This window comes from Curtobacterium sp. A7_M15, from assembly GCF_030705415.1.
In the GTDB taxonomy this organism is placed as follows: Bacteria; Actinomycetota; Actinomycetes; order Actinomycetales; family Microbacteriaceae; genus Curtobacterium.
In genome coordinates this window covers 1-25829 of record NZ_JAUZED010000029.1, presented here as the reverse complement: position 1 = coordinate 25829, position 25829 = coordinate 1, and the positions used below count along the sequence as shown (strand labels likewise).

Sequence of the window (25829 nt, the reverse complement as noted above, 5' to 3'; positions counted from 1 at the left end):
TGCAGTTAGGAGGCCTTGTTGCCGACGAGGACCAGGCCGTCGTCGTACTCGGTCATGTACTGCGTGTAGCCGTGCACGGCCTTGTCGATGCCACCGCGGGCGATGTCGATCGCGTCGACCGTCAGCGGGCTTCCGCCGCCGAGCTCGTTGACGTGCGCCGCCTCGTGGGCGACGCCGAGGACCTGGCCTGCGCCGAGGACGCCGAACTTGTCGCGCTGGATCGAGACGCCGTCGCCGGTGCCCTCACCCTTCGTGCCAAAGCTCAGCGAGATGTACTCCGGGATCAGGTCCTTCGGCGTGTACATGAGCTCCTTGAACACGTCCGGGGCCACGACGATCCCGGTCGCGTCGACATCGGAGTCGTTGATGATGTCGAGGACCTGCAGGACCTTGCCGATCGACGCGTTGTACTGCGTCGGGTAGGTGTCAGCGTCGACCTGAGCGCCAGCCGCGGCGAGGTACTGCTGCAGCGCCCACTTGTCGGTGACCTTCGCGTAGCCGTTGAACATGCCCCGCACGAAGGCCTCGATGATCTCCTTGTTGCCGGGGATGTCGTAGAACTCGCGGGCGATGTCCTCCGCGACTGCCCAGCGCTGGAACACGGAGCCGACGAGCGACGTCGAGGCGGTACCGGATGGCACGTTGGCCTTGTTGCCGGCGTACGGCTGGACGATGGCGGTGCCCTGGTCGAGCTTCCAGCCCTTCTCGTCCTGGTTCGTCAGCGGGCCGTTCTTCACGAGGCCCCAGAACTTCCGCTCGTAGGTGCGCTCGGACCACACCTCACCGAGCCACGCGGGCTGGATGACGCCGTCGACAGGCAGTGCGCCGGTGCCGGAGGTCTTGATGTCGGACAGGGCCGCGAGCAGCGTCTCCTGGTCGCTCGAGGACCGGTGGGACTTCGCGGCCTGGATGGCCTCGAACACGCTTGCAGCGGGCGTGTCCGCGATCTTCGGAGCAGCTGCGGTCAGCGTGCTCGGGGCGGTGGCAGTGGGCACGTTCGGCTCCTCCGGGTTCGCGGGCTCTTCGTCCGCTGGCTTGGCGATCGTCTCGGTCGAGACGGTCTTGATCTCCGTGACGGTGCCGTCGGCGGCCGTCTCGGTCTTGGTGGTGGTGGTCGTGACGGTCGACGAGCCGTCGGCGTTGACGACGGTCTTCGTCTCGGTCACGCCGTCCTTGTCGTCCGGGCTGACCGGCTCGACGGGCTCAGGGGTATCGACGGCTGCTGCGAGGAGCGTCGCCGAGGGGAATGCGGGCTTTTCCACGAGTGCTCCTCCAAAGAGCTTTCCGCCGACCGCCTTGCCCGCCTTGATCACGACGTGCGCGACCTCCGCGGACAGGTGCTTCCGGCGACCGGACTTGATGTCGGCGAGAGCGGCGTCGCCGTCCTCGCCCGGTGCGACGGAGAACGTCGCGACGACGCCCTCCGGGGTGTCGGTCAGGGCGATCGCGCGGCCTACCGAGTCCTCCCGTGCGTGCTCGACGTTGAAGCCGACGACGGACGGGTCGGGCAGTGAGAACGCGCCGGAGTCGACCGAGAAGCGGCCGAGGTTGCTGCGGCACTCCTCGCCGTACGGGACGAGCAAGCCGGTGACGGTGCGGTCCTCCTCGGACGCCTCGAGGGTGCCTGCGTCGATGCGAATGTCGGTCATCAGTCGAGCTCCAGTGGTCCGGTCGGCGAGGGTGTGGGTGCGTACTGCTCGTAGAAGTCGAACCGGACGCGCTGGCCTCGGGGCACGACATCGTCCTGCGACAGGCGCTGCGTGATCGGGTCGACCCAGAACGGCAGGCTCAGCTCGTAGAAGAGGTTCCGGTTGCCTTCCTGCGTCGTGTACGTCAGCGACGCCTCAGCGACGGTTCCGTCGAGCAGGGACGCGGGCACGTTCAGGTAGTTGGCGATGTCGGTCTTCGTCGCGTTCCGGCCGGCGGTCATCAGGTCCGGACTGACCTCGCCGTGCACGTCCATGTCGATGCCCTTGGGCAGGAAGCCGACTGCGCCGTTCTCGCTCTTCCGGGCGTCGGACCAGGCCTCGACGTACTCGTCGACCTCTTCCTGCGTCAGCTGCGAGTCGTCGGTGACCTTGAGCACCATGACCGGGATCGGGTTGCGCGCGCGACCCTGCCAGGACTTCTCGACGTCCTTCGCGCCGCGAAGGTTTCCAGCCGCGATGACGAGCAGGCCGTCGAACAGCGGAACGTCGAAGAGAAGCATCTCGGAGTCCTGCAGCGGAGTATCCCGGCCCTGCAGGTAGAACTTGCCTTCCTTCACCGACCACAGATCGCGCGGGCACCATTCCGCGTCGAGGATCTGACCGGCCGCGCCGCGGGTCGTGAGCCACAGGGCGACGCCGTGGAAGATGAGATCATCGACCGTGCACACCATGCGCGTGTACGGCGACTGCGCCGTGTTGGTTCGGTAGAGGAACGACGGCTGCCTGTCGGGGCTCAGCGGCCCGGTCTGGTCGAGGGCGACGAGCGGAAACCGCGCGATGGTCGACACGAGCAGCGCGCGACCCTTCGCGACGCCCGGAACGGTCATCGCCGTACCGCGGTCCATCGGCAGGTTCGACAAGTGCACGCCGAGAGCATCAGAGACGACGATCGTGCCCAGTCCGCTGGTGTCCGACCACTGCGACAGCACCCCGGTGCGCGAGGCGGCGAGCGCGTCTGCGCGTCGCGTGCTGAGGCCAAGCCAGTCGAAAAGACCCACATCGACATTGTACCAACCGTTGTACCAATAGCGCTACAACGGTTGGTACAAATTCAGGATGCCATCTTCGGTCGCAGTGCAGCCTTCCGCGGGTTCTCGTCAACCCATCGCAGGGCCAACGCCGCAGCCTCCGCGGCAATGATCGAGTCGCCGTAGTCCTTCCGGCCGAACGCCCACCGACTCGACTTCGGAGTACCACGCTTCGTCACCAGGGCGACCGCTTCGTTCAGCTCCGGCTGATCCCAATGAACGAGGTTGCCCTCCTCGTTCTCCTTCATGAACAGCGCCGCCGCCGTAGACACCTGAGCCCAGCCCTGAGGAGCGAGCCGCGGACGTGGGCGCATGCGCTCCATCACCTCGACCTCAACCTTCGTAGACGTCGAGAGATCGTCGTAGAGGATCGAGGTCCGCAGCTTCGTCGCAAGCTCCTTCGCACGCTTCGGCATCCAGTTCGACCCTGACCGGTACTCGACCACGCCGATGCACGCCTTCCCCAGGTCATCACGCCACGCCGCCGCGATGACCGAGCACGACTGGTCCGGGTGCACCGACACCGCGAGCCCGACGGCGCGGTCGAGTGGCATCGGCGGCAACGCGTCCTGCCGACCGTTGTTCGCCCACGCCTCCATGTTCACGAACGCGTTGACCGCACCGACCGTGCCGAAGATCGACAGGTACTCCTCCGCGAACTGCCGACGGGACAGCTTCTCCCAGCGCTCGCGAACGATCTTGAGCGTCGTCAGGTTGCCGATGCCGGGGTGCGCCGCGAGCACCAGTGCCTCGACCTTCTCCCAGTCGTCGAGGTCCGACTCGTCCGTGGTGTCCGGTGCCGCGTACTCGAGGATGCCCGTGCCACCGCGAGCGTGCCGGCCATCCTCGAGCGTCGACCACAGCAGGTTCCCGTCTCGGAACTTCGCCGCCGTGCCGGCCACGACGAGCTGCGCGTCCGGGCGCGTGTCGAACGTGGGTAGCAGGCCCTGCATCAGATCCTCGGACATCTCCGGCGGCGCCTCGCCCGCCTCGTCCAAGATGACCATGTCGTACGCGTCACCGCGGAACGCCTCCGACGACGGCACGAGGACCTGCAGGATTGAGCCGTTCTTAAACTCGATGCGCTCCTGCCCCGCAGCCTTGAAGATCCGCCACTCCTCCGGCTCTGGGTACAGCCGCTCAAGCACCATGATCACGTCCTTGCGGAAACGCTCACGCGCCTTCGTGCCGGTCGTGCACTGCGTGTACGCGACCACGTAGTCATCCCGGGACGCGCACCGACCGAGAGCAGCCACGAGGAGGCTCGTTGACTTCGTTGACCGACGAGGCATCAGCACCGCGACCGTCGAGTCGCCAGCGTTCAGCACGTCCGCGAGGAGCAGCTGCTGCGCCACGAGCTCCTTGCGGCGACCATGAACCCCCAGCAGCCTCGCCCCAGTCAGGAACTCCTCACGACCCACCGGATCGTCCACAGCTGGCGACTGATGCAGCGCCGGAATGCCCGAGTCTCGGATGGCCTGCCACTCGTCGGACACAAAATCGTTGCTGCCGAGGCGGGGGGTAGCGAAGGCCTCTGTCAAAGAAGCGTCGGTCGTCGTCACGCGTGACTCGCTGCGTGCAGGTCGGTCCTCGTCGACGGCACAGTCGCACCACACTCGTCGCATGAGAGCAGCACGCGATCGGGCTGGTCGTACACGCCCTCGTCCCACGTCACTGCCTGCGTGGTCTGGCCTGTCTCGGTGAAGGTCACCATGGGAGGAGTCTCCTGTCGCTCTTGCTCTTCGTGATCTGCTTGGCTCGTCCCGCCTTGCCGCCGGCTGATCGGTTACAACGCACGTGAGCCGGACCGAGGTTTGTACCATCATTTGTACCACCCAAGGCGGCGTCGACGATATGCCCGATCTCCCACGCCTGATCAGGCATCACGAGGTGGGGGCAGTTGACACACCGCGCCGGCAGGGTGGCGGCGATGATGGGGCGCATGGTCCGCTGCACCTTCGACCACTCAGCGGTGCGATGATGCGCGCTCATCGGACAATCCTGAAAGGCCGGCTCGGGCCGCGATCTACCGTCGTGCAGATGAGCTGGCACGAGATGACGGACGAAGAGTGCGCGCGGTTCTGCGACGAGTTCCTGCGCTCACTCGACTGGCCCAGTGAAACGGTCACGATGCCGACGCCATCCGAGCGTCCTCATGGGCAGGGTCGTCAACCTCACAGATCGTAAGCACCGCATCCATCGGCATCGGGTCCAAGCACACGTCGCACACCGGGGCCTTGCTGATGTGGACGACCGGCCACGTTGATGTTGCTGGAACGAGCGTGTGGTTCTTGGTCTTGTCCCGGCCCGTCCCGTCCCGTCCCGTCCCGACGTCACGCGTGACAGATGCGTGACAGTCGGCGTCGTCTCGACACAAGGAGTGGTCGCCCTTGTCGTGTGCGCGCTTGCGACGTTGACGGTTCTTGTTGTTCTCGGTCCGCTTGCGCACGGACTCGGAGGGCAGGTGGTCGTCCTCTTCGATGCGGACGATGCGGTACTTGTCGCCGGGTTCGATGGCAATGAGTCCAGCGTCTGCGAGGTGGGCGAGCGCGGTCGCTGGGTCGCTGTGGTCGGACTGTCGACGCGCGTCGACTCCTCGCATGATCCCGTCACGCTTGTCCGTGCGTGAGCAGAACTGGATCATGCAGAGGTAGTGCCACCTGTCCTCGTGGCTGAGGTCTTCGAGCAACGTCATCTGACACCACTCGTCGCCGAGCTTCGTCCAGCTCATGCGTCTCCTTCGGGTGGAGGCGAGGGGTGTCGGTAGTACCGACACCCCTCGCGGGTGGGTCAGTGCTGGTCGGGGATGTCGAGCTCGGGCGGCATGTCGTCGCCCTTGGTCGGGTGGTCGTTGAGAACCAGCGACGTGCTCTTCTTTGCGATGTCGAGCGTGTCTTCGATGACCTCGAGCAGGTCACGGTTCGTCGGCTCTGTCGGCTGGTCGTCGAAGCGCTCCACGGAGAACGCTTCGGCGATGCGGTCGTAGATCTCCTCGACCACGTCTTCCCAGTCCCAGGACTGGTTGGGTGCCGGCGGCAGGGCGTAGTCGTGCATGATGCGCAGGATGCCGATGATGACGTGGTGGTTGCCGTCACCTTCGTCCTGGTTCTGCCACGCCCACGCTTCGTGGTCGCGCTTGACGAGGGACGCGAGGACTTCGTACTTGGTTGCCATCAGTCGATCTCCTCGCCGTTCTCACCCTCGTAGTGGTGCTCGTACTTGCCAGCGAGCGCGAGGCGCGCCTTGTCCGCGAGCGCTTCGCTCAACTCGAGCGCCTGGGCAGGGGGCATCTCTACGACGATCCCATCCGACGTGAAGAACTCCTTCGCGCGCTCGAGGTCGACCCACACCTCAACTGGGCCGTCGTCCCACTTGTCGGCGTGGACGAGGTCCGCGATCGTCTTGTGCGCGGCCATCAGCGGGCCTCACCGTTGAGCTCGGCTGCGAGGCAGACTGCGCTGTTGTAGTTCGACATCCACGTGGTGACCCTGTCGACCGTGAGCGGCTTGTCGTCGTCCGCGAGGAAGCCGTTGACCGACCACGTGTTTGCCTCGAGGCTGTTGACGTCGCCCGTCTCGTCTTCGTAGTAGTCGACGGACACCTGCGCTTGGATGTCGGCCCAGTACTCGAATGCGCAGTGGTGGAACGAGTCGCCCCACGACCAGACGTGTTCGCCCTGGTAGTTCTTGCACCCGGGGATGGTGCAGGGGACGTGCACTTCGACGTCCTTCGGGAGCTCGTTCCAGTCAATGTCGGTGGCGCGGTCTACGGTGAGCACAGTAAGGTCTTCCTTGTTCATGAGATCTCCAGCTGGGATGTTGTGATCGTTGCCCTCGACCGAGTTGCCGCTCGTGTCGGGGGCGTTCTTGGTGATGGTGGTCACGAGGCCACCGCGAACTGCTGGTCGATCCAGGCAGCCACTTCGTCGGCGTCGAAAACGATGCGACCTCCGACCTTCGCGTGGGGTGGTGCGGACTTGACCTTGAGCATCCAGCGGAGCTGGCTTTCGGTCTTCCGCAGAAGCTCCGCCGTCTCGGGGAGCGTGAGAAGCCTCCGGAGACGAACGCCCGGCTCGTACGTGAAGTTGGTCATCGTTGCCCTTCAGTCCGTGGTGGCCTGGGATGACCACCGCTGGTTTCCATAGTGCACCACCCGACCCACTTTGGCAACCATGGACTACCACTCGTGGTGTTTTCCCGATACCGTCCTCTGGTGGCCAAGATTGATGAACGCATCGGCAAGAACGTCGCCAGGTACCGGGGCGACATGTCGCAACGCGAACTCGCCAATCGGGTGCGCGACTTCGGCTTGAAGTGGACACACCTCACTGTCGCCTCGATCGAGCGCGGAGAGAGGCCGCTGCGCGCCAGCGAGTCCGTGCTCCTCATGCAGCTCTTGAAGATCCCTAACTTCGAAGCCTTGCTCAGCAGCGAGGGGTCGACGCGACTTCGCATGCTGATCGATCGAGCGGCGGCCAACCTCGAGCGAACCCGCGCCGACTTCTGGTCCGTGATGAAGGACAAGCGTGATCTCGAGAGGGAGTTCCGCAAGCTTGAAGCGGAAGGCGATTCGGATTCACTCGACCCGGACCTCCTCGTCGCTTTGAGCAACCTGACCGAGCGTGCGAACGAACTCACTAAGGCGATGGAAGGCGTGGTCGGTGCAGGAGAGGAAGTCTGATGTCGAGCGTTAAGCGCCGACCGAGCGGGCAGTGGCGCGCACGGTACGACTTTCTCGATGACGACGGGAAGCGTCGCGAGCATGCCAAGCATTTCCGGACGAAGGCGGCTGGCGAGGCGTGGATCGTCGACGAGCTCTCGAAGCGGCAGCAGGGCACGTGGACGTCACCGACCGAGCGGAAGACGACTCTGCGGGGCTTCTACGATGACTGGTCGCCGCGTCAGATCTGGGTGACGTCGACTCGCGACTCGTACAACATCACGATGAACGACTGCACGTTCGCGAACGTCGAGGTCGGGAAGCTGCGGCGCTCGCATGTCGAGGCGTGGGTGAAGGACATGCAGTCGCGCCTCGCGCCCGGGACGATCAAGACACGCGTCGGGAACATCCGGACGATCATCCGCGCTGCGATGGCGGACCGCGTGCTCACGCTCGACCCGTCAGTCGGCGTACGCCTCCCCCGCACCCGCCGCGCTGAGGCTGCCATGGTCATACCCACACCGGAGCAGGTGGGCGCGACCGTGAACGCGGCCGAGCCGTGGTTCCGGCCGTTCGTCGCGTTGGCGGCGTTCGCTGGACTCCGCATCGGTGAGGTCGCCGGCGTGCAGCGGGGCGACATCGCGTTCCTGAAGCGGACGTTGCAGGTGTCACGGCAGGTGCAGAAGGAGCCCGGGACGCTCGCGGTGATTCCACCGAAGCATGGCAGCGAGCGGGTCGTGTACCTGCCGGACGCGCTCGTGACGATGCTGTCGGAGCACGTCGCGAAAGTCGGGGTGCACGGTGACGAGGGGTGGCTGCTGCCAGGTCGCCCGCCGAATCCTGACTCGCTGCGGTGGCACTGGAACAAGACGCTCGAGCGGGCGGGCGTCAGCGGATTCACGCCGCACGATCTGCGGCACTACTACGCGTCGGGCCTGATCGCGCACGGCGCGGACGTGGTGACTGTGCAGCGGGCGCTCGGTCACGCGAAGGCGTCAACCACGCTCAACACGTACAGCCATTTGTGGGGAACGGCAGAGGACGTCACCCGGGCCGCTGCTGCGGATCTGATGACGTCCTCGCTCGCTCCTGCGGACTCCTCGCGGACTCCGGGCGCTGATACCGCCTAGAAACCGCGTGCCTACTGGCCCGCTCGGACTTGAATCCTAACTCCGAGGTCCGACGTGTGGCGCTGGGCGATGTCCGCCACGGCTCGTTCGAGGTTCGGGTCCTCGCCGCGAGCGAGGCCCGCGTACTCGAGGTCGAAGCCGGGCTCGGCGTCGCCGTCGCGTCGCGGCACGACCTTGACCCACACGCGTCGGCGCGGGACGAACAGCGACGTGAGGAGCCCGAGGACGGAGAGCACGGCGAAACCACCGACCCACAGCTGCGAGGGGTCGTGGTGGACGTCGAGCGAGACGTAGCGCTTCACGCCGTCGAACGTGATCGAACCGGCGCCGTCCGGCAGCGTCTTCGTCTGCCCGGGCTTCAGCTCGACGCTCGCCGTCTTCGACTGCCGGCCCGCGATCTGCTGCAGGCCGCTGGTGTCGAGCGTGTAGACGCTCTGCGGGACGCCGTCGTCGAGCCCGAGGTCACCCGTGTAGACCTGCAGGGTCAGCAGCGGGTTCTGGTCGTCCGGGTAGGCGCTCGCGTACGCGCCGGTGGAGAGCTTCGACGCGGTCGGGTAGAAGAACCCGACCATGCCGAGCTGGTCCGGTACCGCGTCGGGCACCTTGATGACGCCGGTGGACGTGTAGTTCGCGTCCTCGGGCAGGAACGGAACGGTGTCCTTGAACGCCACGTTCCCGTCTCCGTCGCGCACCGTCACGCTCATCGCGTAGCCGTTGCCGAGGAGGTAGACGTTCGTGCCACCGACGCTCAGCGGGTCGTTGACGCCGAGGCGGCTGGTCTTCTTCGCGCCGCCCTTCTCCTGACTGGTCACGGTCGCGGAGTAGTCGAGCGCCTGGCCGAGGGCGTCGAGGTTGCGCTCCTCGTACTTCGTGACGAACTTGTCGAGCGTCAGGTTGTAGCCCTGCAGGTCGGTCTGCCGGAACCAGCGACCGGGGTTGAACGAGTCGTAGGACCCGAGCACGTTCGAGAACGTCTGCCCCTCGACGAGCAGGCGCTGACCGGTGTACCCGAACCCGCCGCCGACGCCGACCGCGAGCAGGACGCCCACGAGCGCCGCGTGGAAGACCAGGTTGCCGGTCTCGCGCAGGTAGCCGCGCTCGGCGCTCACCGAGTCACCGAACCGTTCGACGCGGTAACCGGACCGCTTGAGGATCGCCATGGCCCGGGTCACGGCGTGGTCGGGGGTGATGCCGTCCCCGTCGACGGGGACCGACCGGTAGCCGGCCAGCCGCGACAGGCGGACCGGGGTCTTCGGCGGTCGGGTGCGCAGCGCCTGCCAGTGGTGCTTGGTGCGCGGGACGATGCAGCCGATCAGGGAGACGAAGAGCAGCAGGTAGATCGCCGAGAACCACACCGAGGTGTAGGTGTCGAAGACCTGCAGCTTGTCGAGGACCGGGAACAGCTGCGGGTGGTCGGCCTTGTACTGGACGACGCCGTTCGGGTCGGCCGTCCGCTGCGGGACCAGGGATCCCGGGATGGCCGCGAGTGCCAGCAGCATGAGGAGGAACAGGGCCGTCCGCATGCTCGTGAGCTGCCGCCAGAAGAAGCGGAGGTACCCGACGATGCCGAGCTTCGGCTGGTTGACACCGGAGTCCCCTGCTCCGCTCGCGACCGGCTCCGGGCCCGCCCCGTCGACGTGGTCCGACGGTCGCTGCGGGTCCGCCGAGGTGTCGGTGGAGTCGAGGTCGGGTTCAGACTGCGGGGACAAAGGTCTGGATCACCGCCCCGACGCTCGACATGACGGCCGACCAGATGCCGGTGACCATGAGCAGACCGATGACGATCAGGATCGCTCCTCCGATGATGTTGACGATGCGCATGTGGCGCTTCACGGCGCGGATCGCACCCGTGGCCCAGCCGGCGCCGAGCGCGACGAGCACGAACGGGACCCCGAGCCCGAGGCAGTACGCCACGCCCAGCCACATGCCCTGCCAGGCGCTGCCGGACTGGACGCTCAGCAGGTTGATGGCGGCGAGGGTCGGGCCGAGGCAGGGCGTCCAACCGAGCCCGAACACGATGCCGAGCAGAGGTGCGCCGACCAGGCCGGTCGCCGGGGTCCACCCGGGCTTGATCGTGCGCTGCAGGAAGGTGAAGCGGCCGACGAAGACGAGGCCCATCGCGATGACGACGACCCCGAGGATCTGCGTGATGACGTCACGCCACCGGACGAGCCAGAACCCGAGCGCACCGAAGACCGTCGTGTAGGCCACGAACACGGCGGTGAAGCCGAGGATGAACAGCAGCACCCCGAGCACCACGCGACCGCGGCGCTGCCCGCCCTCGGCGACACCGCCCACGTAGCCGAGGTAGCCCGGCACGAGGGGCAGCACGCACGGCGACAGGAACGACACGAGCCCGGCGAGCGCCGCGACGGGGAGCGCCACGGCCATCTGCCCGCTGAGGATCGCGTCGGCGAAGGGGTTGCTGGACACGGGTCAGGACGCCTTGCCCGACAGTTCGTCCGAGACGAGGGTGTTCAGGATGCCGGGGCCGTCGACGGCTCCGAGGACGCGCGCGGCGACCCGGCCCTGCTTGTCGAGCACGATCGTGGCGGGGACGGCGTTCGGGGCGATCTGCCCCGAGAGGGCGAGCTGCATCGCACCCGTCTTCTGGTCGAGCACCGTCGGGTAGTCGACCTTGAAGGTGCGCTCGAAGGCCTCGGCCGTGCCCTGCTCGTCGCGCACGTTCACGCCGATGAACTGGACGTCCTTGCCGGCGAACTGGTCGTGGACCTCGTTGAGGTACTTCGCCTCGGCCCGGCACGGCGGGCAGCCGGCGTACCAGAAGTTGAGGACGACGACCTTGCCCGTGAGTTCCTTCGACGACAGGGTCTGGCCGTCGATGTCCTTCGCCTCGAAGTGCACCGCGTCCGTCCGCTTGTCGGCGGCGACCTCGGTCACCGCACCGTCACCCGAGATGTAGTTCTGGGTCGTCCCGCTGCCGTACTGCTTCGACAGCGAGTCGTTGTCGGACGAGCACCCCGTCAGGACGAGGGCGGCCGTGACCGCCGTCGCCGCGAGGACCGCGAGCCGCTTCCTGGTGCTGATCACACTGCTCCTTCGTCGATGGCGGTCGCGCGCAGGGACTGCGCCGGGTCCGCGTACCCCACCTCGGTGAACCGACCGGACGAGGTGGCGGGTACACGCTCGACGGTGGTGATGCTGGAGAGGTCGCAGCGCCGCTTGCGGGGATCGTGCCAGAGCGGCTCGCCCGCGAGACGGCGGTGCACCATCCAGATCGGCAGCTGGTGGCTGACGAGGACGACGTCACCGTCGTCGACGCTCTCCCACGCCGTCGCGATCGCGGCGAGCATCCGGTTCGCGATGGACTCGTACGGCTCGCCCCAGCTCGGCCGGAACGGGTTCGCGATCCACGGCCACTCCGCCGGGCGCCCGAGCGAACGCTTCGTGAAACCCGGGGGCTGTCCCTCGTAGCGGTTGGTCGGCTCGATCAGCCGCTCGTCGAGGGCGACGTCCAGCCCGAAGGCCTCGGACCAGGGTGCCGCGGACTCCTGCGTGCGCTGCAGCGGCGAGGCCACGATCCGCCGGACGTCGACGCCGGCGTCCTTCCACGCGGTCGCCGAGGCGAGGGCCATCTGCTTGCCGAGGTCGCTCAGCCCGAAGCCGGGGAGCCGCCCGTAGAGGACACGGTCCGGGTTGTGCACCTCGCCGTGACGGACGAGGTGGATTCGGGACGCGGGCATGGGTTCCAGTGTAGGTCGCTCACGGGTTCCCACCGCCCGCACAGGGGATTCACCGGATGCGGAACCACTCAGCCCAGTTCGCCCGAGAGCCGCCCGTGGATCGCGGTGGACCCGGCGTTGAGGTGCACCACCTCGACCGTCGATCCGTGCTTCGCGAAGCGCTGCTCGACCCCGTCGAGGGCCGCGACCGTGCTGGCGTCGAACACGTGCGCGTCGGACATGTCGATGACGACGTGCTCGGGGTCCTCAGCGTAGGAGAAGCGGGTGACGAGGTCGTTCGACGACGCGAAGAACAGCGCCCCGCGGACCCGGTAGCGGACCGTGTGCTCGTCGATCACCTCACGCGAGACGGTCACGACGTGGGCGGCCCGCCGGGCGAAGACGAGCGCCGCGACGACCACCCCGACGAGCACGCCGGTCGCGAGGTTGTCCGTGGCGATGACGACCACGACCGTGATGACCATGACCGCCGTCTCGCCGAGGGGCATCCGTCGGAGCGTGCGGGGGCGGATGCTGTGCCAGTCGAAGGTGGCGACGCAGACCATGATCATCACGGCGGTGAGCGCGGCCATCGGGATCTCGGCGACGAGGTCGTGCAGGACGATCGTGAGCACGAGCACCGACGCCCCGGCGGCGAACGTGGAGACCCGTGTCCGCGCCCCGGCCGTCTTGACGTTGATGACGGTCTGGCCGATCATCGCGCAGCCGCCGGTGCCGCCGAAGAACGCGGAGGCGACGTTGGCGATGCCCTGACCCCAGGACTCGCGCCACGCGCTCGACCCGGTCTCGGTGAGGGAGTCGACGAGCTGCGCGGTGAGCAGCGTCTCGATGAGCCCGACGATCGCGACCCCGAACGCGTACGGCGCGATGATCTGCAGCGTTCCCAGCGAGAACGGCGTGGTGATGCCGCCGAAGCCGGGCAGCGCGGTCGGCAGCGCTCCCTCGTCGCCCACCGTGGGCACGGCCACACCGAACAGGATCGTGATCGCGGTGATCACGACGACGGCGACGAGCGGCGCCGGGACCGCCTTGGTGACGAACGGGAAGCCGATGATGACGGCGACGCCGAGTGCCGTCAGCGCCCAGACGACCGCCGGCACGTCCGGTCCGAACAGGTTCGGCAGCTGCGCGGTGAAGATCAGGACGGCGAGCGCGTTCACGAAGGCGACGTTCACGCTCCGTGGGATGAACCGCATGAGCCGGGCGACGCCGAGGAAGCCGAGCACGATCTGGATGAGCCCGCCGAGGACGATCGTCGGCACGAGGTACGCGATCCCGTGGTCGCGCACGAGCGGGGCGATCACGAGGGCAACGGAGCCGGCAGCGGCGGAGATCATCGCCGGACGCCCGCCCACGATCGAGATCACGACGGCGATGACGACGCTCGAGAAGAGCCCCACCGCCGGGTCGACGCCGGCCACGACCGAGAACGAGATCGCCTCGGGGATGAGGGCGAGCGCGGTGACGATCCCGGCGAGGACCTCGCGCGTGAGGAGGCGGGGCGATCGCAGGGCGTCGAGGACGCTCGGGGCGGAGGGAGCGTGTGTGATCACGGACATCGCTCGAAACTCTACCCTCACGTGAGGGTAGAGTCGGCCCCGTGAGCACCACGATGCACATCGGGGAACTGGCCGACCGCGCCGGGATGTCCCTCCGCACGATCCGGCACTACGACGAGGTCGGGCTGCTCGTGCCGAGCGGACGGACGACCGGCGGTTTCCGCGTCTACACCGAGCAGGACCTCGAGCGACTGCTCGTGATCCGCCGGATGAAGCCGCTCGGGTTCACGTTGGACGAGATGGCCGAGCTGCTCCGGGTCGTCGACGGTCTCGCCGCGAACGACCCCGCGGACGCTCCCGCATTGGCGGCGCGGCTCGACGAGTTCCTCGTCGATGCGCGGGCTCGGCACGCGAAGCTCGTCGAGCGTGCGGGCATGGCGGAGGAGTTCATCGGCACGCTCGGGACACTGCGCGCCTCAGTCCAGTGACAGCTGCCCGGACTCGATGAGCCGCTTGCGCTCGCGGCGCGCTTCCCGCAGCTCCTCGAGCTCACGGGTGATCTCGTCGTGCAGACTGATCATCCGACGCGCTCGCCACGGCCGCAGCCGGTAGCGCTGACGGACCTCCTGCCGCCACTCTTCGCGTCGGCGTTCGACGAGTGCCTTGACCGGATCCTCCGCGTTCATCCCTGCTCCTCTCCGATGATGAGTTCCAGCACGATCCTCCCCAGGACGGCGTCGTGATCGCGAAGAATCTGCATTCTGTACATCGCCTTCGCACTGGCGAACCCGACCTCGTTCCGTCCCACGTCTCCGTCGCACGCCTGGTCAACCGTCCACACGAACCGCGACCACGCCCGGTCACGCTCTTCCCGAGCCACGTCCCGCCGCCACCGCAGCACCGCCCAGAGCCCGCCGACCAGCCCCGCGACCGCTGTCAGCGCGACCGCCAGCGCCGCCGCGACCACCGTCGCCACCGCCGCAGGCGGCCAGGCCGCGAGTCCCTCGACCCCTGCCGTCATGCGGGGCCTCCCTCCAGCTCGCGACCCGGCCACGTCCAGAACGCTACGGAGGTGGCCGGGTCGACCCGCGCCTCCCGGCCCACCCTGTGGACGATGCCGGACCGGAGCCGGCCTGTGGAGGAACGACCAGACCAACCACGGGCCCCGAGGCAGACCGGTAGACTCGTCCACCGTGATCGAACGCACCCGCATCGCCGACCTCGCCGCACGCCCAGACGGCCCCGTCTCCGTCGCCGGATGGGTGGAGACCGTCCGCGACCAGAAGAAGGTGCAGTTCGTCGTCCTCCGGGACGAGTCCGGCGCCGCACAGCTCGTCAACCCCGCCACGCGCGAGGCCGAGGACGGCGACGACGCCGCGCAGATCGCCCTCGGCATCACGAACGAGATCTCGGGACTCGCCCACGGGACGTTCATCCACGTCCAGGGCACCCTCAAGCAGGACGAGCGCGTCAAGCTCGGCGGTCTCGAGGTCAAGGTCGGCTCGCTCGAGGTGATCAGCGCCGCCATCCCGGAGACCCCGATCGCGGACGACTCCTCGCTCGACAAGCGCCTCGACTGGCGCTTCCTCGACCTGCGCAACCGCAAGCAGAACCTCATCTTCCGCATCCAGACGACGCTGGAGCACGCGTTCCGCACGTACTGGGTCGAGCGCGACTACATCGAGATCCACACGCCGAAGCTGATGGCCTCGGCGTCGGAGTCGCGGGCCGAGCTCTTCCAGCTCGAGTACTTCGAGACGACGGCGTACCTTGCGCAGTCGCCGCAGAACTTCAAGCAGATGGCGCAGCCGGCCGGCTTCGGCGCGGTGTTCGAGATCGCCGACGCCTTCCGCGCGGACCCGTCCTTCACGAGCCGCCACGCGACCGAGTTCACGAGCGTCGACGCCGAGATCTCGTGGGTCGAGTCGCACGAGGACGTCATGGCGATGCACGAGGAGCTCCTCGTCGCCGGCTTCACGGCGGTCAAGGAGAAGTACGGCAAGGAGATCGAAGAGGTCTTCGGCTTCGAGTTCGTCGTCCCGACCGCACCCTTCCCCCGCGTGACCCTGGCCGAAGCCCGGAAGATCGTCGCCGACAGCGGCTACGAGGTCGTCCGTGCCGACGGTGACCTCGACCCCGAGGGCGAGCGCCGCGTGAGCGCCTGGGCGAAGGAGACGCACGGCTCCGAGTTCGTCTTCGTCACCGACTACGACGCCTCGATCCGGCCGTACTACCACATGCGTCACGCCGACGACCCGACGCTCACGAACAGCTACGACCTGCTGTTCAACGGTGCCGAGATCTCGACGGGTGCGCAGCGCGAGCACCGCGTGGAAACGCTCGAGGCGCAGGCCGTCGAGAAGGGCCTCGACCCCGAGGAGCTCGGCTGGTACCTCGACTTCTTCCGCTACGGCGTGCCGCCGCACGGCGGGTTCGGCATGGGCCTCGCGCGCGTCCTCATGCTCGCACTGCACGAGCCGTCCATCCGCGAGGTCACGTACCTGTTCCGCGGTCCGACGCGCCTCACCCCGTAGTCACCCCGGTCACGACAACGGCCCCCGTCCGAGGACGGGGGCCGTTCCGCGTTCGCGTGCGTTGCCAGGAGGCGCGGCTCAGCTCTCCCAGTCGATGGCGGCCCGCCCCGTGACCAGTCCGCGGATCTCCGCTGCCGCGGCCTGGTGCTGCGGGTGCACCTGGTACTCGTCGAGGCCGGCGAGGTCGTCGAAGGTCGCCACGACCGCGACGTCCTGGTTCTTCCCGGGGTAGGCGACGTTCTCGACGACCTCGAGGGAACGGATCGAGCCCACGGTGCCGATCAACCCGACGAGGAGCTCGCGGATCCGTTCGACGGCGTGCGTGCGGTCGAGGTCCTCACGCAGGGTCCAGGAGACGACGTGGTGGATCATGCGCGGGCCTCGGCCTTCTCGAGTGCACGGTGGAGCCGGTCGGCGTCGACGTGCCAGTTGCTGTGGACGCGCCCGTCGACCAGGACGACCGGGATGTCCTCCGCGTACTCCACGCGGAGAGCGTCGTCGTCGAGGATGGACAGCTCCTGCAGGGTCGTCCCCGGGTGCTCGGCCACGACACGTTCGACGACCGGTCGGGCGTCGTCGCAGAGGTGGCAGCCGGGTTTGGTCAGCAGGGTCACGGCGGGCATGGCACCACCATATCCGCCCTTGGAAATGCGAAAGCCCCGGCGAACCGGGGCGTGACGCTGCAGGCGCGGGGCCTACTTCTTGTTGCGACGCTGGTGGCGCGTCTTGCGAAGCAGCTTGCGGTGCTTCTTCTTCGCCATGCGCTTGCGACGCTTCTTGATGACAGAACCCATACGGACCTCACTCGGACTGATGTTGTGTGGACACCGGGCCAACGAGACCGCGGAAAAACAACCCCGCCGAGTCTAGCGGAGGGCTGACGCGATGTCGAACGGGCCGGTTCGGACGCGCCTAGCCGACGTCGGCGTCGGCGATGCCACCGCGCAGGACGTCCGCGACGGCGGACTCGGGGACGCGGAAGGACCGGCCGAAGCGGATGGCGGGGAGCTCCCCCGCGTGGACCATGCGGTAGACGGTCATCTTGGAGACGCGCATCATCTCGGCGACCTCAGCGACGGTGAGGAAGCGCACGTCGTCGAAACTGCCGGTCATGGTCCGCCTTCGCGATTGGTGTGACCTGTGTGGTCACTGGCAACTGTAGGGGCCGGTGGGACCCCCTGTCCAGGTCCCGCTCAGCCCTCGTCGCCACGACGTGTGAAGCGCTTCCGGCTGCGGTCCACGACCCGCTCCCAGCCCTGCTGCGCCCCGGACAGCGCCGCGGTGGCCCGGTAGGACGCCTCGGCCATCACGCGGCCGAGCTCGGTGCCCACCTCGACGGTGGCCTTGCCGGCTGCGCCGGAGCGTCGGACCGAGACCGGCTGCCCGTCGAGCGTCCACGCGGTCGTGGCCGGGGTGCCGTCGGCGTCGACCGCCCCGGTGAACGGGAGCACCCACTCCTCGATGCCGACGAGCGGCTCCGGGTCGAGGCGGTAGTAGCGGTGCTGCCCCTCTTCGCGGCTCGTCACGAGCCCGATGTCGCGGAGCACCCGCAGGTGCTTGGACACGGTCGGCTGGCTGACGCCGAGGCGTTCGACGAGCTGGCCGACGCTGAGCTCGCCGCCGGTGACGTCAGAGCCGTACGCGGACAGGAGCGCCCCGAGCAGTTCACGCCTGGTGGGGTCCGCCACGACGCTGAAGATGTCGGCCATGGTGCAAGGCTAGCCGGGGCACCACGGATGTACCATGACGAACCGTCCCGCCCATGTCCACGGAGGCATACGATGCTCGACCGACACGAGTCGCCGTCGCGCACCGCGGGCGCCAGCCGTCGCCGGCCCTCCAGGATCGGTACCGCGCTCCGTTCGTCGCCGTCCCGCCTGGCGATCATGGTCTTCGTGGCGCTGATCTTCGTCTTCACGGGGTTGTTCATGACGCCGTGGGCGGCTGCCGACGGTCGCTCGACGCACTTCGCCGACGCCCTGTTCACCGCGGCCTCGGTGGTCTGCGTCACCGGACTCGCCACCGTGGACATGGCGACGCACTGGTCGGTGTTCGGCAAGACCCTCGTGGTGATCGGCACCCAGATCGGCGCGGTGGGCGTCCTGACGTTCGCCTCGATCCTCGGGCTCTTCGTCACCCGGAAGCTCGGGCTGCGCGCGAAGCTCATGGCGGCCGGCGACTCGAACCCCCTGCGCACGCACCACGGCGCCGTCCCCGAGGGGCAGGCCGTCCGCCTCGGCGAGGTCGGCACCCTGCTCGCGACCGTCGCGGTGAGCACGCTGTCGATCGAGATCGTCCTCGGGCTCCTGCTGCTGCCGTCCGTGCTCGTGGCCGGGATGCCGTTCTGGACGGCGGTGGGCGACTCCTTCTACTACGCCGCGATGGCGTTCACGAACACCGGCTTCGCACCGAACGCCAGCGGACTCACGCCGTTCGCGCACGACTACTGGTTCCTGTCGCTGCTCATGGTCGGCGTGGTCGCGGGCTCGATCGGCTTCCCGGTGATCCGGGCCCTCACGAAGCAGCTCCGCACGCCGCGCCGGTGGCCGATCCACGTGAAGCTCACCCTGGCCACGAGCGCGATCCTGCTCGTGGGCGGTGCGGCCGTGTACATCGCGCTCGAGGCATCGAACCCGACCACCTTCGGCGAGGAGGGCGCCGGTCGCACCGCGTTCCAGGCCCTCTTCCTGTCCACGATGACCCGGTCCGGCGGCTTCTCCCTCGTCGACTTCGACCAGTTGAACGGGTCGAGCCTCCTCGTCACGGACATGCTCATGTTCATCGGCGGCGGCTCGGCCTCGACCGCCGGCGGCATCAAGGTGACGACCCTCGCCGTGCTCTTCCTCGCGGCGGTCGCCGAGGCGCGCGGTCGCCAGAGCATGGAGGCGTTCGGCCGGCGCATCCCGAGCGACGTCCTGCGGGTGGCCGTGGCGATCGTGCTCTGGGGTGCCACGATCGTCGCCGTCGCGACCGTCGTGCTCCTGCAGATCACCGACGACTCGCTCGACCGCGTCCTGTTCGAAGTGATCTCCGCGTTCTCGACGAGCGGCCTGTCCTCCGGGGTGTCCGCGAACCTGCCCGAGGCCGGCAAGTACGTGCTCGCCGCGACCATGTTCCTGGGTCGTGTCGGTACAGTGACCATCGCCGCAGCCCTGGCAGCGAGCCAGAGCCGGCAACTGTTCCGCCGTCCCGAGGAGAGGCCGATCGTTGGCTGACCGCAACCGCCCGCACCCACTCGGTGCCGTCAGTCACGACGCTCCGGTCCTCGTGATCGGTCTCGGGCGGTTCGGCGCCGCCACCGCCGGGCAGCTCGAACGGCAGGACCGCGAGGTCCTCGTCGTCGACACCGACGCCGGACTCGTGCAGAAGTGGTCGGACCGGGTGACGCACGCCGTGCAGGCGGACGCGACCGACATCGACGCCCTCCGGCAGATCGGCGCGCAGGACTTCCCGATCGCCGTCGTCGGCACCGGCAGCGACCTCGAGTCGAGCGTGCTCATCACCGCGAACCTCGTCGACCTCGGCATCCCGCAGATCTGGGCGAAGGCGATCAGCCGGTCCCACGGGACGATCCTGTCGCGCATCGGCGCGAACCACGTGGTCTACCCCGAGCGCGAGGCCGGTGAGCGGACGGCGCACCTCGTGTCGGGCCGGATGCTCGACTTCATCGAGTTCGACGACGACTTCGCGGTGGTGAAGATGTTCCCGCCGGCGTCGGTGCGCGGCAAGGACCTCGCGACGACCGTGATCCGCACGCGGTTCGGCCTGACCGTGCTCGGCATCAAGACCCCCGGCGAGGCCTTCGTGCCGGCCACCCCGGAGAGCGTGATCGGCCAGAACGACGTGATCATCGTCTCCGGGACGGAGAGCGCGTTGGAACGGTTCGCCGCCCTGGAGTGAGGACGAGGCGGACGGGAGGCGCGGGGCGGCCCCGCACCGTCCCTCCAGTCCGTCGGTCGGTCACGTCGCGGACGCGACGCCGTCCCGGAGTGCGCGGAACAGTCGCTCCAGTCCGGCGCGGTGCCCCGCGACGACGACGTCGTCGCCGTCCCCGTCGAGGACGCGACGCGCCGTCTCCACGAACACCGAGGCGTAACCGCCGACGAAGAGCGCTGCGAGCAGTCGGTCGCCGACGGCGTCCCCGAGGGCGCGCTGTGCGCCCGCCACCAGCTCGAGCGCGCGCGACTGCAGGGTGGACGAGTCCGCGATCGTCCGGAAGAACGCTCGTGCACCCGGAGCCAGCCCGGAGACCGGTGCGCGCTCGTCGACCAGGCGCAGCACGAGGGCCTCGAGCGCGTCGAGCACGGCGTCGCGCGGGACGCCCTCGACGGCTGCCTGGAACAGTTCGACCGTCTCGGCGGAGCGGTCGAGGAACAGGTCCTCCTTGCGCGGGAAGTGCTTGAAGACCGTCACGCTCGACACTCCGGCGGCCTTCGCGACCTGCGCGACGGTGACGTCGTCGAAGCCGTGCTCGGCGAACATCCCGGAAGCGGTCTCGGCGATCCGCGCTCGGGTCTCCGCGCCACCGCGGGGCGCACTCCTCGGCATGTCGACTCCTCGTTGGTTGACTCACTCAGTTTACTGACTTAACTTAAACGCATGAGCGCCGACCGATCCCCCCACTCTCCCCGATCCCTGCGCGGATCGCGTGTCGCCCTCGCCGGGCTCGCCGCGGTCTTCCTCTTCGAGATGCTCGACAACTCGGTCCTGAACGTCGCACTCCCCACGATCGGTCGCGAGCTGCACGTCGGCGCGACCGGGCTGCAGTGGGTCACGACGGCGTACTCGGTGGTCTTCGGTGGACTCATGCTCGCCGCGGGCGCCGTCTCGGACCGGTACGGCCGACGAAGGGTGATGCTCGTCGGGCTGGTGCTGCTCGGACTCGCGAGCCTCGCGACCGCGTTCGTCACCACGGCTGACGAACTGATCGCCGTCCGCGTCGCCACCGGGATCGCCGCGGCGATGACCACCCCCGGGTCGATGGCCCTCGCGTTCCGGCTCTTCGACGACGACGAGCGTCGGGTCCGGGCGATCACGATCATCTCCACCGTCGGCCTCGTCGGGCTCGCGGTGGGGCCGACCGCGGGCGGCCTGGTCCTCGCGGTCGCGCCCTGGCAGGTGCTCCTGCTGGTCAACGTCCCGATCGCCGCACTCGCGTTCGTGGGGATCCGCATCGGCGTCGCCGTGGACGACGCCGCCGGACTGCACCGGGTCCCGGTGGACTGGGCGGGAGCGGCACTGGGGACCGTGACGATCGTCCTCGCCCTCGTCGCGCCGACACGGTTCGCCGACAGCGGTCTCGACGACTGGACGGCCTGGGTCGCTACGGCGGGAGCGATCGGCGCCGGCGTCTGGTTCGCGTCACGACAGCACCGCGCCGAGCACCCGCTGCTCGACCTCGCGCTCGTCGCCCGGCCGCTGGTCTCGAGCGGGCTCGCGTACAAGGCTGCCACCGGTACCGCGGTCGCGGGGCTGGGTTACCTCGTGACGCTGCACCTGCAGCTCGCCTGGGGGTGGCCGCCGGCCCTCGCCGCGGTCGGCATGCTCCCGCAGGTCGCCGTGCTCGTGGCCGGCAGCGCCTTCGTCGGACCGTTCGTCCGACGCGTCGGGCTCGGACACGCCGCCTGGTCGAGCGCGGCGGCGGTGGTCGTCGGACTCGCGGTCTACGCGTTGCTCGGCCCGCTCGGCTACGGGTGGGTCGCCCTGGCGCTCGTGCTCGTCGCCGCCGGCATGCGGGTCGTGGGCGTGGTCGCGGGGACGAACGTGCTGCGCGGGCTGCCCGAGGACCGGACGACGATCGGCGCTGCTCTCGTGGACACCTCGTCGGAAGTGGCCTCGGCCGTCGGCGTGGCGGTCGCCGGCACGGTGCTCGGTGCCGTGTTCACCGGGTCGCTCACCGCGACGCCGTGGTCCGCTGCCCAGCGCCTGGCGTTCGACCATGCGGTGACGATCGGCGGCTCGGTGCTCACCGTGCTCGCGGGGGCGCTCGTCGTCTGGGCGATGGTCCGGGCCGGGCGCGTGCGCGAGGCCGTCAGTCCGGAGGGGCAGCCCGCCGAGCACCAGCCCGCCGGCGGCTAGCCCTTCGCCAGCTCCTCGGCGCGGGCGATCGCCGCGCGGGACGCCCGCTCGAACGTCCCCGCCAGGTCGGCGTCCTGCAGCACCGCGACGGCACGCTCGGTCGTTCCCTTCGGACTCGTCACGGCCTTCCGCAGCTCGGTCGGCTCCTTGCCGGAGGCGGCGAGCAGCTCGACGGCACCGCGCACCGTCCCCTGCACCATCGCCTCGGCCTGGTCGTGGGAGAAGCCGAGGGATTCGGCGGCCCGCTGCCACTGCTCGACGAGGAGGAAGACGTAGGCCGGCCCGGAACCCGAGACGGCGGACAGGGCGTCGAGCTGGGACTCCGGCACCTCGATGACGACGCCCGACGCGGCGAACACCGACGACGCGAGCGCGACGGCGTCGGCGTCCGCGGAGCCACCGGCGCTGATCCCGGTCACGCCGTGCCCGACCCCGATCGGCGTGTTCGGCAGTGCGCGGACGACGCGCACACCGACCGGGACCCTCGCCTCCATGCTCGCGATCGTCGTCCCCACCGCCACGCTGACGACGACCGTCCCCGGCTCGAGGTCCGCCCGGACCTCGTCGAGCAGGTCGCCGATCGCGTACGGCTTCACCCCGAGCACGACGAGCGACGCACCGCGGACCGCCGCCCGGTTCGCGTCGGGGTCGGTCTCGGTGGCCGTGGCGTCCAGACCGCGCTCCCGGTGGGCTGCCGCGGACTGCTCCGACTTCGTCGTCAGGGTCACGGTCGCCGGGTCGAGACCGGCGGCGAGCAGGCCGTCGAGGACCGCGCCGGACATGGAGCCGACGCCGAGCAGGGCGGTGCGGGGCAGTTCGATCGTCATGCCCCAGACCCTACCGAGCACCCTCGCCTAGGATCGTCCATCAGATCGGGAGAAGGGGACGGCAGTGAGCGCTTCTGGAGGCACGAAGGCGATCCTCGCCGCACTCGGTGCGAACGTCGGCATCGCGATCGTCAAGTTCGTCGCCGCGGCGATCAGTGGGTCCGCGTCGATGCTGGCCGAGGGCGTCCACTCCCTCGCCGACTCCGCCAACCAGCTCCTCCTGCTCCTCGGCGGGCGACGGGCTCGGCGCGCTGCCGACGAGGAACACCCGTTCGGCTACGGGCGTGAGCGCTACGTGTACGCCTTCGTCGTGTCGATCATCCTGTTCTCGGTCGGCGGGGTCTTCTCGCTGTACGAGGGCATCGAGAAGCTCACCCACCCGCACCCCCTCGAGAACTGGTGGCTGCCGCTCGTGGTGCTCGTCATCGCGATCGGGCTCGAGGGCTTCTCCCTCCGCACCGCCCTCTCGGAAGCGCGCCCGCAGAAGGGCCGGCAGAGCTGGGTGCAGTTCGTCCGCCGCGCCAAGGCACCCGAGCTCCCCGTCGTGATGCTCGAGGACACGGCCGCGCTGCTCGGCCTCGTCTTCGCGCTGTTCGGCGTCGGCCTCACCGCGATCACGGGCAACGGGGTGTTCGACGCCATCGGCACGATCCTCATCGCCGCGCTGCTCATCGCCGTGGCCGTCGTGCTCGGCATCGAGACGAAGAGCCTCCTCGTCGGCGAGGGCGCCACCGCGGCCGACGTCGAACGCATCAAGCACGCGGTGCTCGACGGCCCCGAGGTCGACTCGATCATCCACATCAAGACCCTCTACCTCGGCCCCGACGAGCTCATGGTCGGCGTGAAGGTCGCGGTGGACGGCGACCGGCGGCTCGGCGACGTCGCCGCCGGCATCGACACGGTCGAGCACCGGGTGCGGCAGGCGGTGCCGATCGCACGCGTCATCTACGTCGAGCCCGACGTCCTCCGGACGGGCCCGCGGCCACCCACCGAGGCGATCGTGATCCGCGCCGCGGACTAAGGGGAGCCTTGCTGGCGGCCACCCTCGCCGATCACCCACGATGGTGACATGTCGGCGCTCTTCAACATCCTGCTCGTCCTGCACTTCCTCGGTCTCGCGGCCGTCATCGGCGCCTTCCTCGTGCAGGTGCGCCGGAAGGGCGGCTTCCAGACGTTCTGGCCGATCACCGGACTCATCGTGCAGCTCGTGACGGGCCTCGGGATGATGGGCGTCATCGACGCCACGAGCGACGGCGGCGCGAACCACGTCAAGCTGGGCGTGAAGCTCGTCATCGCGGCGATCGCGCTCGTCCTGGCGTTCGTCGCCCGGGCCCGTCAGAAGCGCGCGGACGCCGGCACCGCGACGGCGAAGGCCGCCCTGCCGTTCTTCCACTCCGCCGGCGCACTCGCGATCGTCAACGTGTTCATCGCGGTCCTCTGGAGCTGACGACCGTCCGTCAGCGGCGTTCCGCCGGTCAGCGGCGTTCGGCGAAGAACGCGTCGAGCAGCGCCGCGCACTCCCCCTCGAGCACGCCGCCGATCACCTCGGACCGGTGCGGCATCCGGCGGTCCCGCGCGACGTCGTAGACGCTCCCGCTCGCCCCGGCCTTCGGGTCCCACGCACCGAACACGATCCGCGGTACCCGGGCTGCCATGACGGCACCGGCGCACATCGGGCACGGCTCGAGCGTCACCACGAGGGTGTGCTCCTCGAGGTGCCAGTCGCCGATCGCCTCCGCGGCCGCCCGGAGCGCGAGGACCTCGGCGTGCGCCGTGGGGTCCTGGCGCGCCTCGCGCTCGTTCCGTCCCACGGCGACCACCGCGCCGTGCCGGTCGAGGACGACCGCCCCGACCGGGACGTCCCCCGTCGCGAGGCACGCGCGGGCCTCGTCGAGCGCGCGTTCCATCGCGGGCACGAACGGGCGGGCGGCGGGTGCTTCCACGGAACCTCCTGGCGGTCGGCAGCACGGTAGGCTCGACCCTATGCGAGTCCACGTCGCCGACCACCCGCTCATCACCCACAAGCTCTCGGTGCTCCGCGACCGTACGACGCCGTCCCCCACGTTCCGCGCCCTCACCGAAGAGCTCGTGACGCTCCTCGCGTACGAGGCGACCCGGAACGTCCGCGTCACCGCGACGCCGATCGACACCCCGGTCGCGCACACCATGGGCGTCTCGATCGCCAAGCCGCGTCCGCTCGTCGTCCCGATCCTGCGCGCCGGGCTCGGCATGCTCGAGGGCATGGTGAAGCTCGTCCCCACGGCCGAGGTCGGGTTCCTCGGCATGGCGCGCAACGAGGAGACGCTCGAACCCCAGACCTACGCCGAGCGCCTGCCCGACGACCTGTCCGGGCGGCAGTGCTTCGTGCTCGACCCGATGCTCGCCACCGGTGGCACCCTCGCCGCCGCGATCGACTTCCTGTTCGACCGTGGCGCGGAAGAGGTGACGTGCGTGTGCATCCTCGGCGCACCCGAGGGGCTCGCCGCGGTCGAGGCGGCCGTGGGCGACCGCAACGTGTCGATCGTGCTCGGCGCGCTCGACGAGAAGCTCGACGAGAACGGCTACATCGTGCCCGGGCTGGGCGACGCAGGCGACCGCCTCTACGGCCTGGCCGAGTAGACGCGACCATCCACGGACGGGAGGCGCGGTGCCGGCTGGCAC

34 protein-coding genes are annotated in these 25829 nt (G+C 69.0%); 10 read left to right on the top strand and 24 right to left on the bottom strand.

What is annotated here, in order from left to right:
• Nucleotides 1-5 precede the first annotated feature (5 nt).
• From Q7F20_RS07580 to Q7F20_RS07545, 9 genes are all read right to left on the bottom strand, one after another.
• Nucleotides 6-1649: a hypothetical protein gene (locus tag Q7F20_RS07580; RefSeq protein WP_305739497.1), complete on the bottom strand. Its 1644-nt coding sequence runs from the start codon at nucleotides 1647-1649 to the stop codon at nucleotides 6-8.
• Nucleotides 1649-2707, bottom strand: a complete 1059-nt coding sequence (locus Q7F20_RS07575) for a phage portal protein (protein ID WP_305739496.1) — start codon at nucleotides 2705-2707, stop codon at nucleotides 1649-1651. The genes Q7F20_RS07580 and Q7F20_RS07575 overlap by 1 nt, the downstream gene beginning before the upstream one ends.
• 53 nt (nucleotides 2708-2760) lie before the next feature.
• Complete coding sequence (locus Q7F20_RS07570; RefSeq protein WP_305739495.1) at nucleotides 2761-4092, bottom strand: hypothetical protein; 1332 nt, start codon at nucleotides 4090-4092, stop codon at nucleotides 2761-2763.
• A 352-nt stretch (nucleotides 4093-4444) separates the two neighbouring features.
• The gene (locus Q7F20_RS18680; RefSeq protein WP_370871637.1) at nucleotides 4445-4681 is read right to left on the bottom strand and encodes an HNH endonuclease; all 237 of its coding nucleotides are present in this window, start codon (nucleotides 4679-4681) and stop codon (nucleotides 4445-4447) included.
• A gap of 181 nt (nucleotides 4682-4862) precedes the next feature.
• Complete coding sequence (locus tag Q7F20_RS07565) at nucleotides 4863-5468, bottom strand: hypothetical protein (protein WP_305739494.1); 606 nt, start codon at nucleotides 5466-5468, stop codon at nucleotides 4863-4865.
• Nucleotides 5469-5527: 59 nt separating this feature from the next.
• Entirely contained in the window at nucleotides 5528-5911 is a 384-nt protein-coding gene (locus tag Q7F20_RS07560) for a hypothetical protein (RefSeq protein WP_305739493.1), read from the bottom strand.
• Nucleotides 5911-6153: a hypothetical protein gene (locus Q7F20_RS07555; protein ID WP_305739492.1), complete on the bottom strand. Its 243-nt coding sequence runs from the start codon at nucleotides 6151-6153 to the stop codon at nucleotides 5911-5913. The genes Q7F20_RS07560 and Q7F20_RS07555 overlap by 1 nt, the downstream gene beginning before the upstream one ends.
• Nucleotides 6153-6620 (bottom strand): hypothetical protein, encoded by a 468-nt coding sequence (locus Q7F20_RS07550; protein WP_305739491.1) that lies wholly within the window; start codon nucleotides 6618-6620, stop codon nucleotides 6153-6155. Before Q7F20_RS07550 ends, Q7F20_RS07555 begins: the two co-directional genes overlap by 1 nt.
• Complete coding sequence (locus tag Q7F20_RS07545; protein ID WP_305739490.1) at nucleotides 6617-6829, bottom strand: AlpA family transcriptional regulator; 213 nt, start codon at nucleotides 6827-6829, stop codon at nucleotides 6617-6619. The genes Q7F20_RS07550 and Q7F20_RS07545 overlap by 4 nt, the downstream gene beginning before the upstream one ends.
• 120 nt (nucleotides 6830-6949) lie before the next feature.
• Between Q7F20_RS07545 and Q7F20_RS07540 the strand changes: the two genes are divergently transcribed.
• Nucleotides 6950-7417, top strand: coding sequence for a hypothetical protein (locus Q7F20_RS07540; RefSeq protein ID WP_305739489.1), 468 nt, complete (start codon nucleotides 6950-6952; stop codon nucleotides 7415-7417).
• Nucleotides 7417-8526 carry a site-specific integrase gene (locus Q7F20_RS07535; RefSeq protein WP_305739488.1) on the top strand — a complete coding sequence of 370 codons (1110 nt, stop codon included), beginning with the start codon at nucleotides 7417-7419 and terminating at the stop codon, nucleotides 8524-8526. The genes Q7F20_RS07540 and Q7F20_RS07535 overlap by 1 nt, the downstream gene beginning before the upstream one ends.
• 11 nt (nucleotides 8527-8537) lie before the next feature.
• Here the strand turns inward: Q7F20_RS07535 and Q7F20_RS07530 are convergent, their stop codons facing one another.
• From Q7F20_RS07530 to Q7F20_RS07510, 5 genes are all read right to left on the bottom strand, one after another.
• The gene (locus Q7F20_RS07530; RefSeq protein WP_305739487.1) at nucleotides 8538-10235 is read right to left on the bottom strand and encodes a cytochrome c biogenesis protein ResB; all 1698 of its coding nucleotides are present in this window, start codon (nucleotides 10233-10235) and stop codon (nucleotides 8538-8540) included.
• Nucleotides 10219-10917 carry a cytochrome c biogenesis CcdA family protein gene (locus Q7F20_RS07525; protein WP_305739512.1) on the bottom strand — a complete coding sequence of 233 codons (699 nt, stop codon included), beginning with the start codon at nucleotides 10915-10917 and terminating at the stop codon, nucleotides 10219-10221. The genes Q7F20_RS07530 and Q7F20_RS07525 overlap by 17 nt, the downstream gene beginning before the upstream one ends.
• Before the next feature lie 45 nt (nucleotides 10918-10962).
• Nucleotides 10963-11577, bottom strand: a complete 615-nt coding sequence (locus tag Q7F20_RS07520) for a TlpA disulfide reductase family protein (RefSeq protein WP_305739486.1) — start codon at nucleotides 11575-11577, stop codon at nucleotides 10963-10965.
• Nucleotides 11574-12230, bottom strand: coding sequence for a histidine phosphatase family protein (locus Q7F20_RS07515; RefSeq protein WP_305739485.1), 657 nt, complete (start codon nucleotides 12228-12230; stop codon nucleotides 11574-11576). The genes Q7F20_RS07520 and Q7F20_RS07515 overlap by 4 nt, the downstream gene beginning before the upstream one ends.
• 68 nt (nucleotides 12231-12298) lie before the next feature.
• Complete coding sequence (locus Q7F20_RS07510) at nucleotides 12299-13789, bottom strand: SulP family inorganic anion transporter (protein WP_305739484.1); 1491 nt, start codon at nucleotides 13787-13789, stop codon at nucleotides 12299-12301.
• Between the two features lie 53 nt (nucleotides 13790-13842).
• Between Q7F20_RS07510 and Q7F20_RS07505 the strand changes: the two genes are divergently transcribed.
• On the top strand, nucleotides 13843-14217 hold the full coding sequence (locus tag Q7F20_RS07505; RefSeq protein ID WP_305739511.1) for a MerR family transcriptional regulator: 375 nt from the start codon (nucleotides 13843-13845) through the stop codon (nucleotides 14215-14217).
• Here the strand turns inward: Q7F20_RS07505 and Q7F20_RS07500 are convergent.
• Entirely contained in the window at nucleotides 14206-14415 is a 210-nt protein-coding gene (locus Q7F20_RS07500) for a hypothetical protein (protein ID WP_305739483.1), read from the bottom strand. The two genes, Q7F20_RS07505 and Q7F20_RS07500, sit on opposite strands and share 12 nt — an antisense overlap.
• Nucleotides 14412-14705, bottom strand: coding sequence for a hypothetical protein (locus tag Q7F20_RS07495; RefSeq protein WP_305739482.1), 294 nt, complete (start codon nucleotides 14703-14705; stop codon nucleotides 14412-14414). Before Q7F20_RS07495 ends, Q7F20_RS07500 begins: the two co-directional genes overlap by 4 nt.
• 217 nt (nucleotides 14706-14922) lie before the next feature.
• Here Q7F20_RS07495 and aspS point away from each other — a divergent pair, with 217 nt between their 5' ends.
• Nucleotides 14923-16263: an aspartate--tRNA(Asn) ligase gene (gene aspS / locus Q7F20_RS07490; protein WP_305739481.1), complete on the top strand. Its 1341-nt coding sequence runs from the start codon at nucleotides 14923-14925 to the stop codon at nucleotides 16261-16263.
• Between the two features lie 78 nt (nucleotides 16264-16341).
• Here the strand turns inward: aspS and Q7F20_RS07485 are convergent, their stop codons facing one another.
• The 5 genes from Q7F20_RS07485 to Q7F20_RS07465 form a co-directional block, all read right to left on the bottom strand.
• Complete coding sequence (locus Q7F20_RS07485) at nucleotides 16342-16635, bottom strand: Dabb family protein (protein WP_305739480.1); 294 nt, start codon at nucleotides 16633-16635, stop codon at nucleotides 16342-16344.
• Nucleotides 16632-16886, bottom strand: coding sequence for a glutaredoxin family protein (locus Q7F20_RS07480; RefSeq protein WP_305739479.1), 255 nt, complete (start codon nucleotides 16884-16886; stop codon nucleotides 16632-16634). Before Q7F20_RS07480 ends, Q7F20_RS07485 begins: the two co-directional genes overlap by 4 nt.
• Before the next feature lie 72 nt (nucleotides 16887-16958).
• Nucleotides 16959-17057: a 30S ribosomal protein bS22 gene (locus Q7F20_RS07475; protein WP_003792170.1), complete on the bottom strand. Its 99-nt coding sequence runs from the start codon at nucleotides 17055-17057 to the stop codon at nucleotides 16959-16961.
• A gap of 118 nt (nucleotides 17058-17175) precedes the next feature.
• A complete protein-coding gene (locus Q7F20_RS07470) occupies nucleotides 17176-17376 on the bottom strand; it encodes a helix-turn-helix domain-containing protein (protein ID WP_305739478.1) in 201 nt (66 codons plus the stop codon).
• Between the two features lie 80 nt (nucleotides 17377-17456).
• Nucleotides 17457-17972 carry a helix-turn-helix transcriptional regulator gene (locus Q7F20_RS07465; protein ID WP_305739477.1) on the bottom strand — a complete coding sequence of 172 codons (516 nt, stop codon included), beginning with the start codon at nucleotides 17970-17972 and terminating at the stop codon, nucleotides 17457-17459.
• 72 nt (nucleotides 17973-18044) lie between these two features.
• On the opposite strand from Q7F20_RS07465, the gene Q7F20_RS07460 reads away from it, so the two are divergent.
• Nucleotides 18045-19478, top strand: coding sequence for a TrkH family potassium uptake protein (locus Q7F20_RS07460; protein WP_305739476.1), 1434 nt, complete (start codon nucleotides 18045-18047; stop codon nucleotides 19476-19478).
• Nucleotides 19471-20163, top strand: a complete 693-nt coding sequence (locus Q7F20_RS07455; protein ID WP_175473676.1) for a TrkA family potassium uptake protein — start codon at nucleotides 19471-19473, stop codon at nucleotides 20161-20163. The genes Q7F20_RS07460 and Q7F20_RS07455 overlap by 8 nt, the downstream gene beginning before the upstream one ends.
• A 60-nt stretch (nucleotides 20164-20223) precedes the next feature.
• Here the strand turns inward: Q7F20_RS07455 and Q7F20_RS07450 are convergent, their stop codons facing one another.
• Entirely contained in the window at nucleotides 20224-20811 is a 588-nt protein-coding gene (locus tag Q7F20_RS07450) for a TetR/AcrR family transcriptional regulator (RefSeq protein WP_305739475.1), read from the bottom strand.
• A gap of 51 nt (nucleotides 20812-20862) precedes the next feature.
• Here Q7F20_RS07450 and Q7F20_RS07445 point away from each other — a divergent pair, with 51 nt between their 5' ends.
• Entirely contained in the window at nucleotides 20863-22341 is a 1479-nt protein-coding gene (locus Q7F20_RS07445; RefSeq protein WP_305739474.1) for an MFS transporter, read from the top strand.
• On the opposite strand, the gene proC is transcribed toward Q7F20_RS07445, so the two are convergent.
• Nucleotides 22338-23168 carry a pyrroline-5-carboxylate reductase gene (gene proC / locus Q7F20_RS07440; RefSeq protein ID WP_305739473.1) on the bottom strand — a complete coding sequence of 277 codons (831 nt, stop codon included), beginning with the start codon at nucleotides 23166-23168 and terminating at the stop codon, nucleotides 22338-22340. The genes Q7F20_RS07445 and proC overlap by 4 nt on opposite strands.
• Before the next feature lie 64 nt (nucleotides 23169-23232).
• Between proC and Q7F20_RS07435 the strand changes: the two genes are divergently transcribed.
• Entirely contained in the window at nucleotides 23233-24189 is a 957-nt protein-coding gene (locus Q7F20_RS07435) for a cation diffusion facilitator family transporter (protein ID WP_305739472.1), read from the top strand.
• Nucleotides 24190-24237: 48 nt separating this feature from the next.
• Entirely contained in the window at nucleotides 24238-24615 is a 378-nt protein-coding gene (locus Q7F20_RS07430) for a hypothetical protein (RefSeq protein WP_305739471.1), read from the top strand.
• A gap of 28 nt (nucleotides 24616-24643) precedes the next feature.
• Here the strand turns inward: Q7F20_RS07430 and Q7F20_RS07425 are convergent, their stop codons facing one another.
• Entirely contained in the window at nucleotides 24644-25075 is a 432-nt protein-coding gene (locus Q7F20_RS07425; RefSeq protein ID WP_305739510.1) for a nucleoside deaminase, read from the bottom strand.
• Between the two features lie 76 nt (nucleotides 25076-25151).
• Here Q7F20_RS07425 and upp point away from each other — a divergent pair, with 76 nt between their 5' ends.
• Nucleotides 25152-25787 carry a uracil phosphoribosyltransferase gene (gene upp, locus Q7F20_RS07420; RefSeq protein ID WP_070418346.1) on the top strand — a complete coding sequence of 212 codons (636 nt, stop codon included), beginning with the start codon at nucleotides 25152-25154 and terminating at the stop codon, nucleotides 25785-25787.
• The last annotated feature ends 42 nt before the right edge of the window (nucleotides 25788-25829 follow it).

Coding starts and splice junctions, on each gene's coding strand:
- Q7F20_RS07580 (WP_305739497.1), bottom strand. CDS start 1,649: ATGACCGACATTCGCATCGACGCAGGCACCCTCGAGGCGTCCGAGGAG.
- Q7F20_RS18680 (WP_370871637.1), bottom strand. CDS start 4,681: ATGCGCCCCATCATCGCCGCCACCCTGCCGGCGCGGTGTGTCAACTGC.
- Q7F20_RS07565 (WP_305739494.1), bottom strand. CDS start 5,468: ATGAGCTGGACGAAGCTCGGCGACGAGTGGTGTCAGATGACGTTGCTC.
- Q7F20_RS07560 (WP_305739493.1), bottom strand. CDS start 5,911: ATGGCAACCAAGTACGAAGTCCTCGCGTCCCTCGTCAAGCGCGACCAC.
- Q7F20_RS07555 (WP_305739492.1), bottom strand. CDS start 6,153: ATGGCCGCGCACAAGACGATCGCGGACCTCGTCCACGCCGACAAGTGG.
- Q7F20_RS07545 (WP_305739490.1), bottom strand. CDS start 6,829: ATGACCAACTTCACGTACGAGCCGGGCGTTCGTCTCCGGAGGCTTCTC.
- Q7F20_RS07535 (WP_305739488.1), top strand. CDS start 7,417: ATGTCGAGCGTTAAGCGCCGACCGAGCGGGCAGTGGCGCGCACGGTAC.
- Q7F20_RS07525 (WP_305739512.1), bottom strand. CDS start 10,917: ATGGCCGTGGCGCTCCCCGTCGCGGCGCTCGCCGGGCTCGTGTCGTTC.
- Q7F20_RS07515 (WP_305739485.1), bottom strand. CDS start 12,230: ATGCCCGCGTCCCGAATCCACCTCGTCCGTCACGGCGAGGTGCACAAC.
- Q7F20_RS07510 (WP_305739484.1), bottom strand. CDS start 13,789: ATGTCCGTGATCACACACGCTCCCTCCGCCCCGAGCGTCCTCGACGCC.
- Q7F20_RS07505 (WP_305739511.1), top strand. CDS start 13,843: ATGCACATCGGGGAACTGGCCGACCGCGCCGGGATGTCCCTCCGCACG.
- Q7F20_RS07500 (WP_305739483.1), bottom strand. CDS start 14,415: ATGAACGCGGAGGATCCGGTCAAGGCACTCGTCGAACGCCGACGCGAA.
- Q7F20_RS07485 (WP_305739480.1), bottom strand. CDS start 16,635: ATGATCCACCACGTCGTCTCCTGGACCCTGCGTGAGGACCTCGACCGC.
- Q7F20_RS07480 (WP_305739479.1), bottom strand. CDS start 16,886: ATGCCCGCCGTGACCCTGCTGACCAAACCCGGCTGCCACCTCTGCGAC.
- Q7F20_RS07475 (WP_003792170.1), bottom strand. CDS start 17,057: ATGGGTTCTGTCATCAAGAAGCGTCGCAAGCGCATGGCGAAGAAGAAG.
- Q7F20_RS07470 (WP_305739478.1), bottom strand. CDS start 17,376: ATGACCGGCAGTTTCGACGACGTGCGCTTCCTCACCGTCGCTGAGGTC.
- Q7F20_RS07465 (WP_305739477.1), bottom strand. CDS start 17,972: ATGGCCGACATCTTCAGCGTCGTGGCGGACCCCACCAGGCGTGAACTG.
- Q7F20_RS07460 (WP_305739476.1), top strand. CDS start 18,045: ATGCTCGACCGACACGAGTCGCCGTCGCGCACCGCGGGCGCCAGCCGT.
- Q7F20_RS07450 (WP_305739475.1), bottom strand. CDS start 20,811: ATGCCGAGGAGTGCGCCCCGCGGTGGCGCGGAGACCCGAGCGCGGATC.
- Q7F20_RS07445 (WP_305739474.1), top strand. CDS start 20,863: ATGAGCGCCGACCGATCCCCCCACTCTCCCCGATCCCTGCGCGGATCG.
- proC (WP_305739473.1), bottom strand. CDS start 23,168: ATGACGATCGAACTGCCCCGCACCGCCCTGCTCGGCGTCGGCTCCATG.
- Q7F20_RS07430 (WP_305739471.1), top strand. CDS start 24,238: ATGTCGGCGCTCTTCAACATCCTGCTCGTCCTGCACTTCCTCGGTCTC.
- Q7F20_RS07425 (WP_305739510.1), bottom strand. CDS start 25,075: ATGGAACGCGCGCTCGACGAGGCCCGCGCGTGCCTCGCGACGGGGGAC.
- upp (WP_070418346.1), top strand. CDS start 25,152: ATGCGAGTCCACGTCGCCGACCACCCGCTCATCACCCACAAGCTCTCG.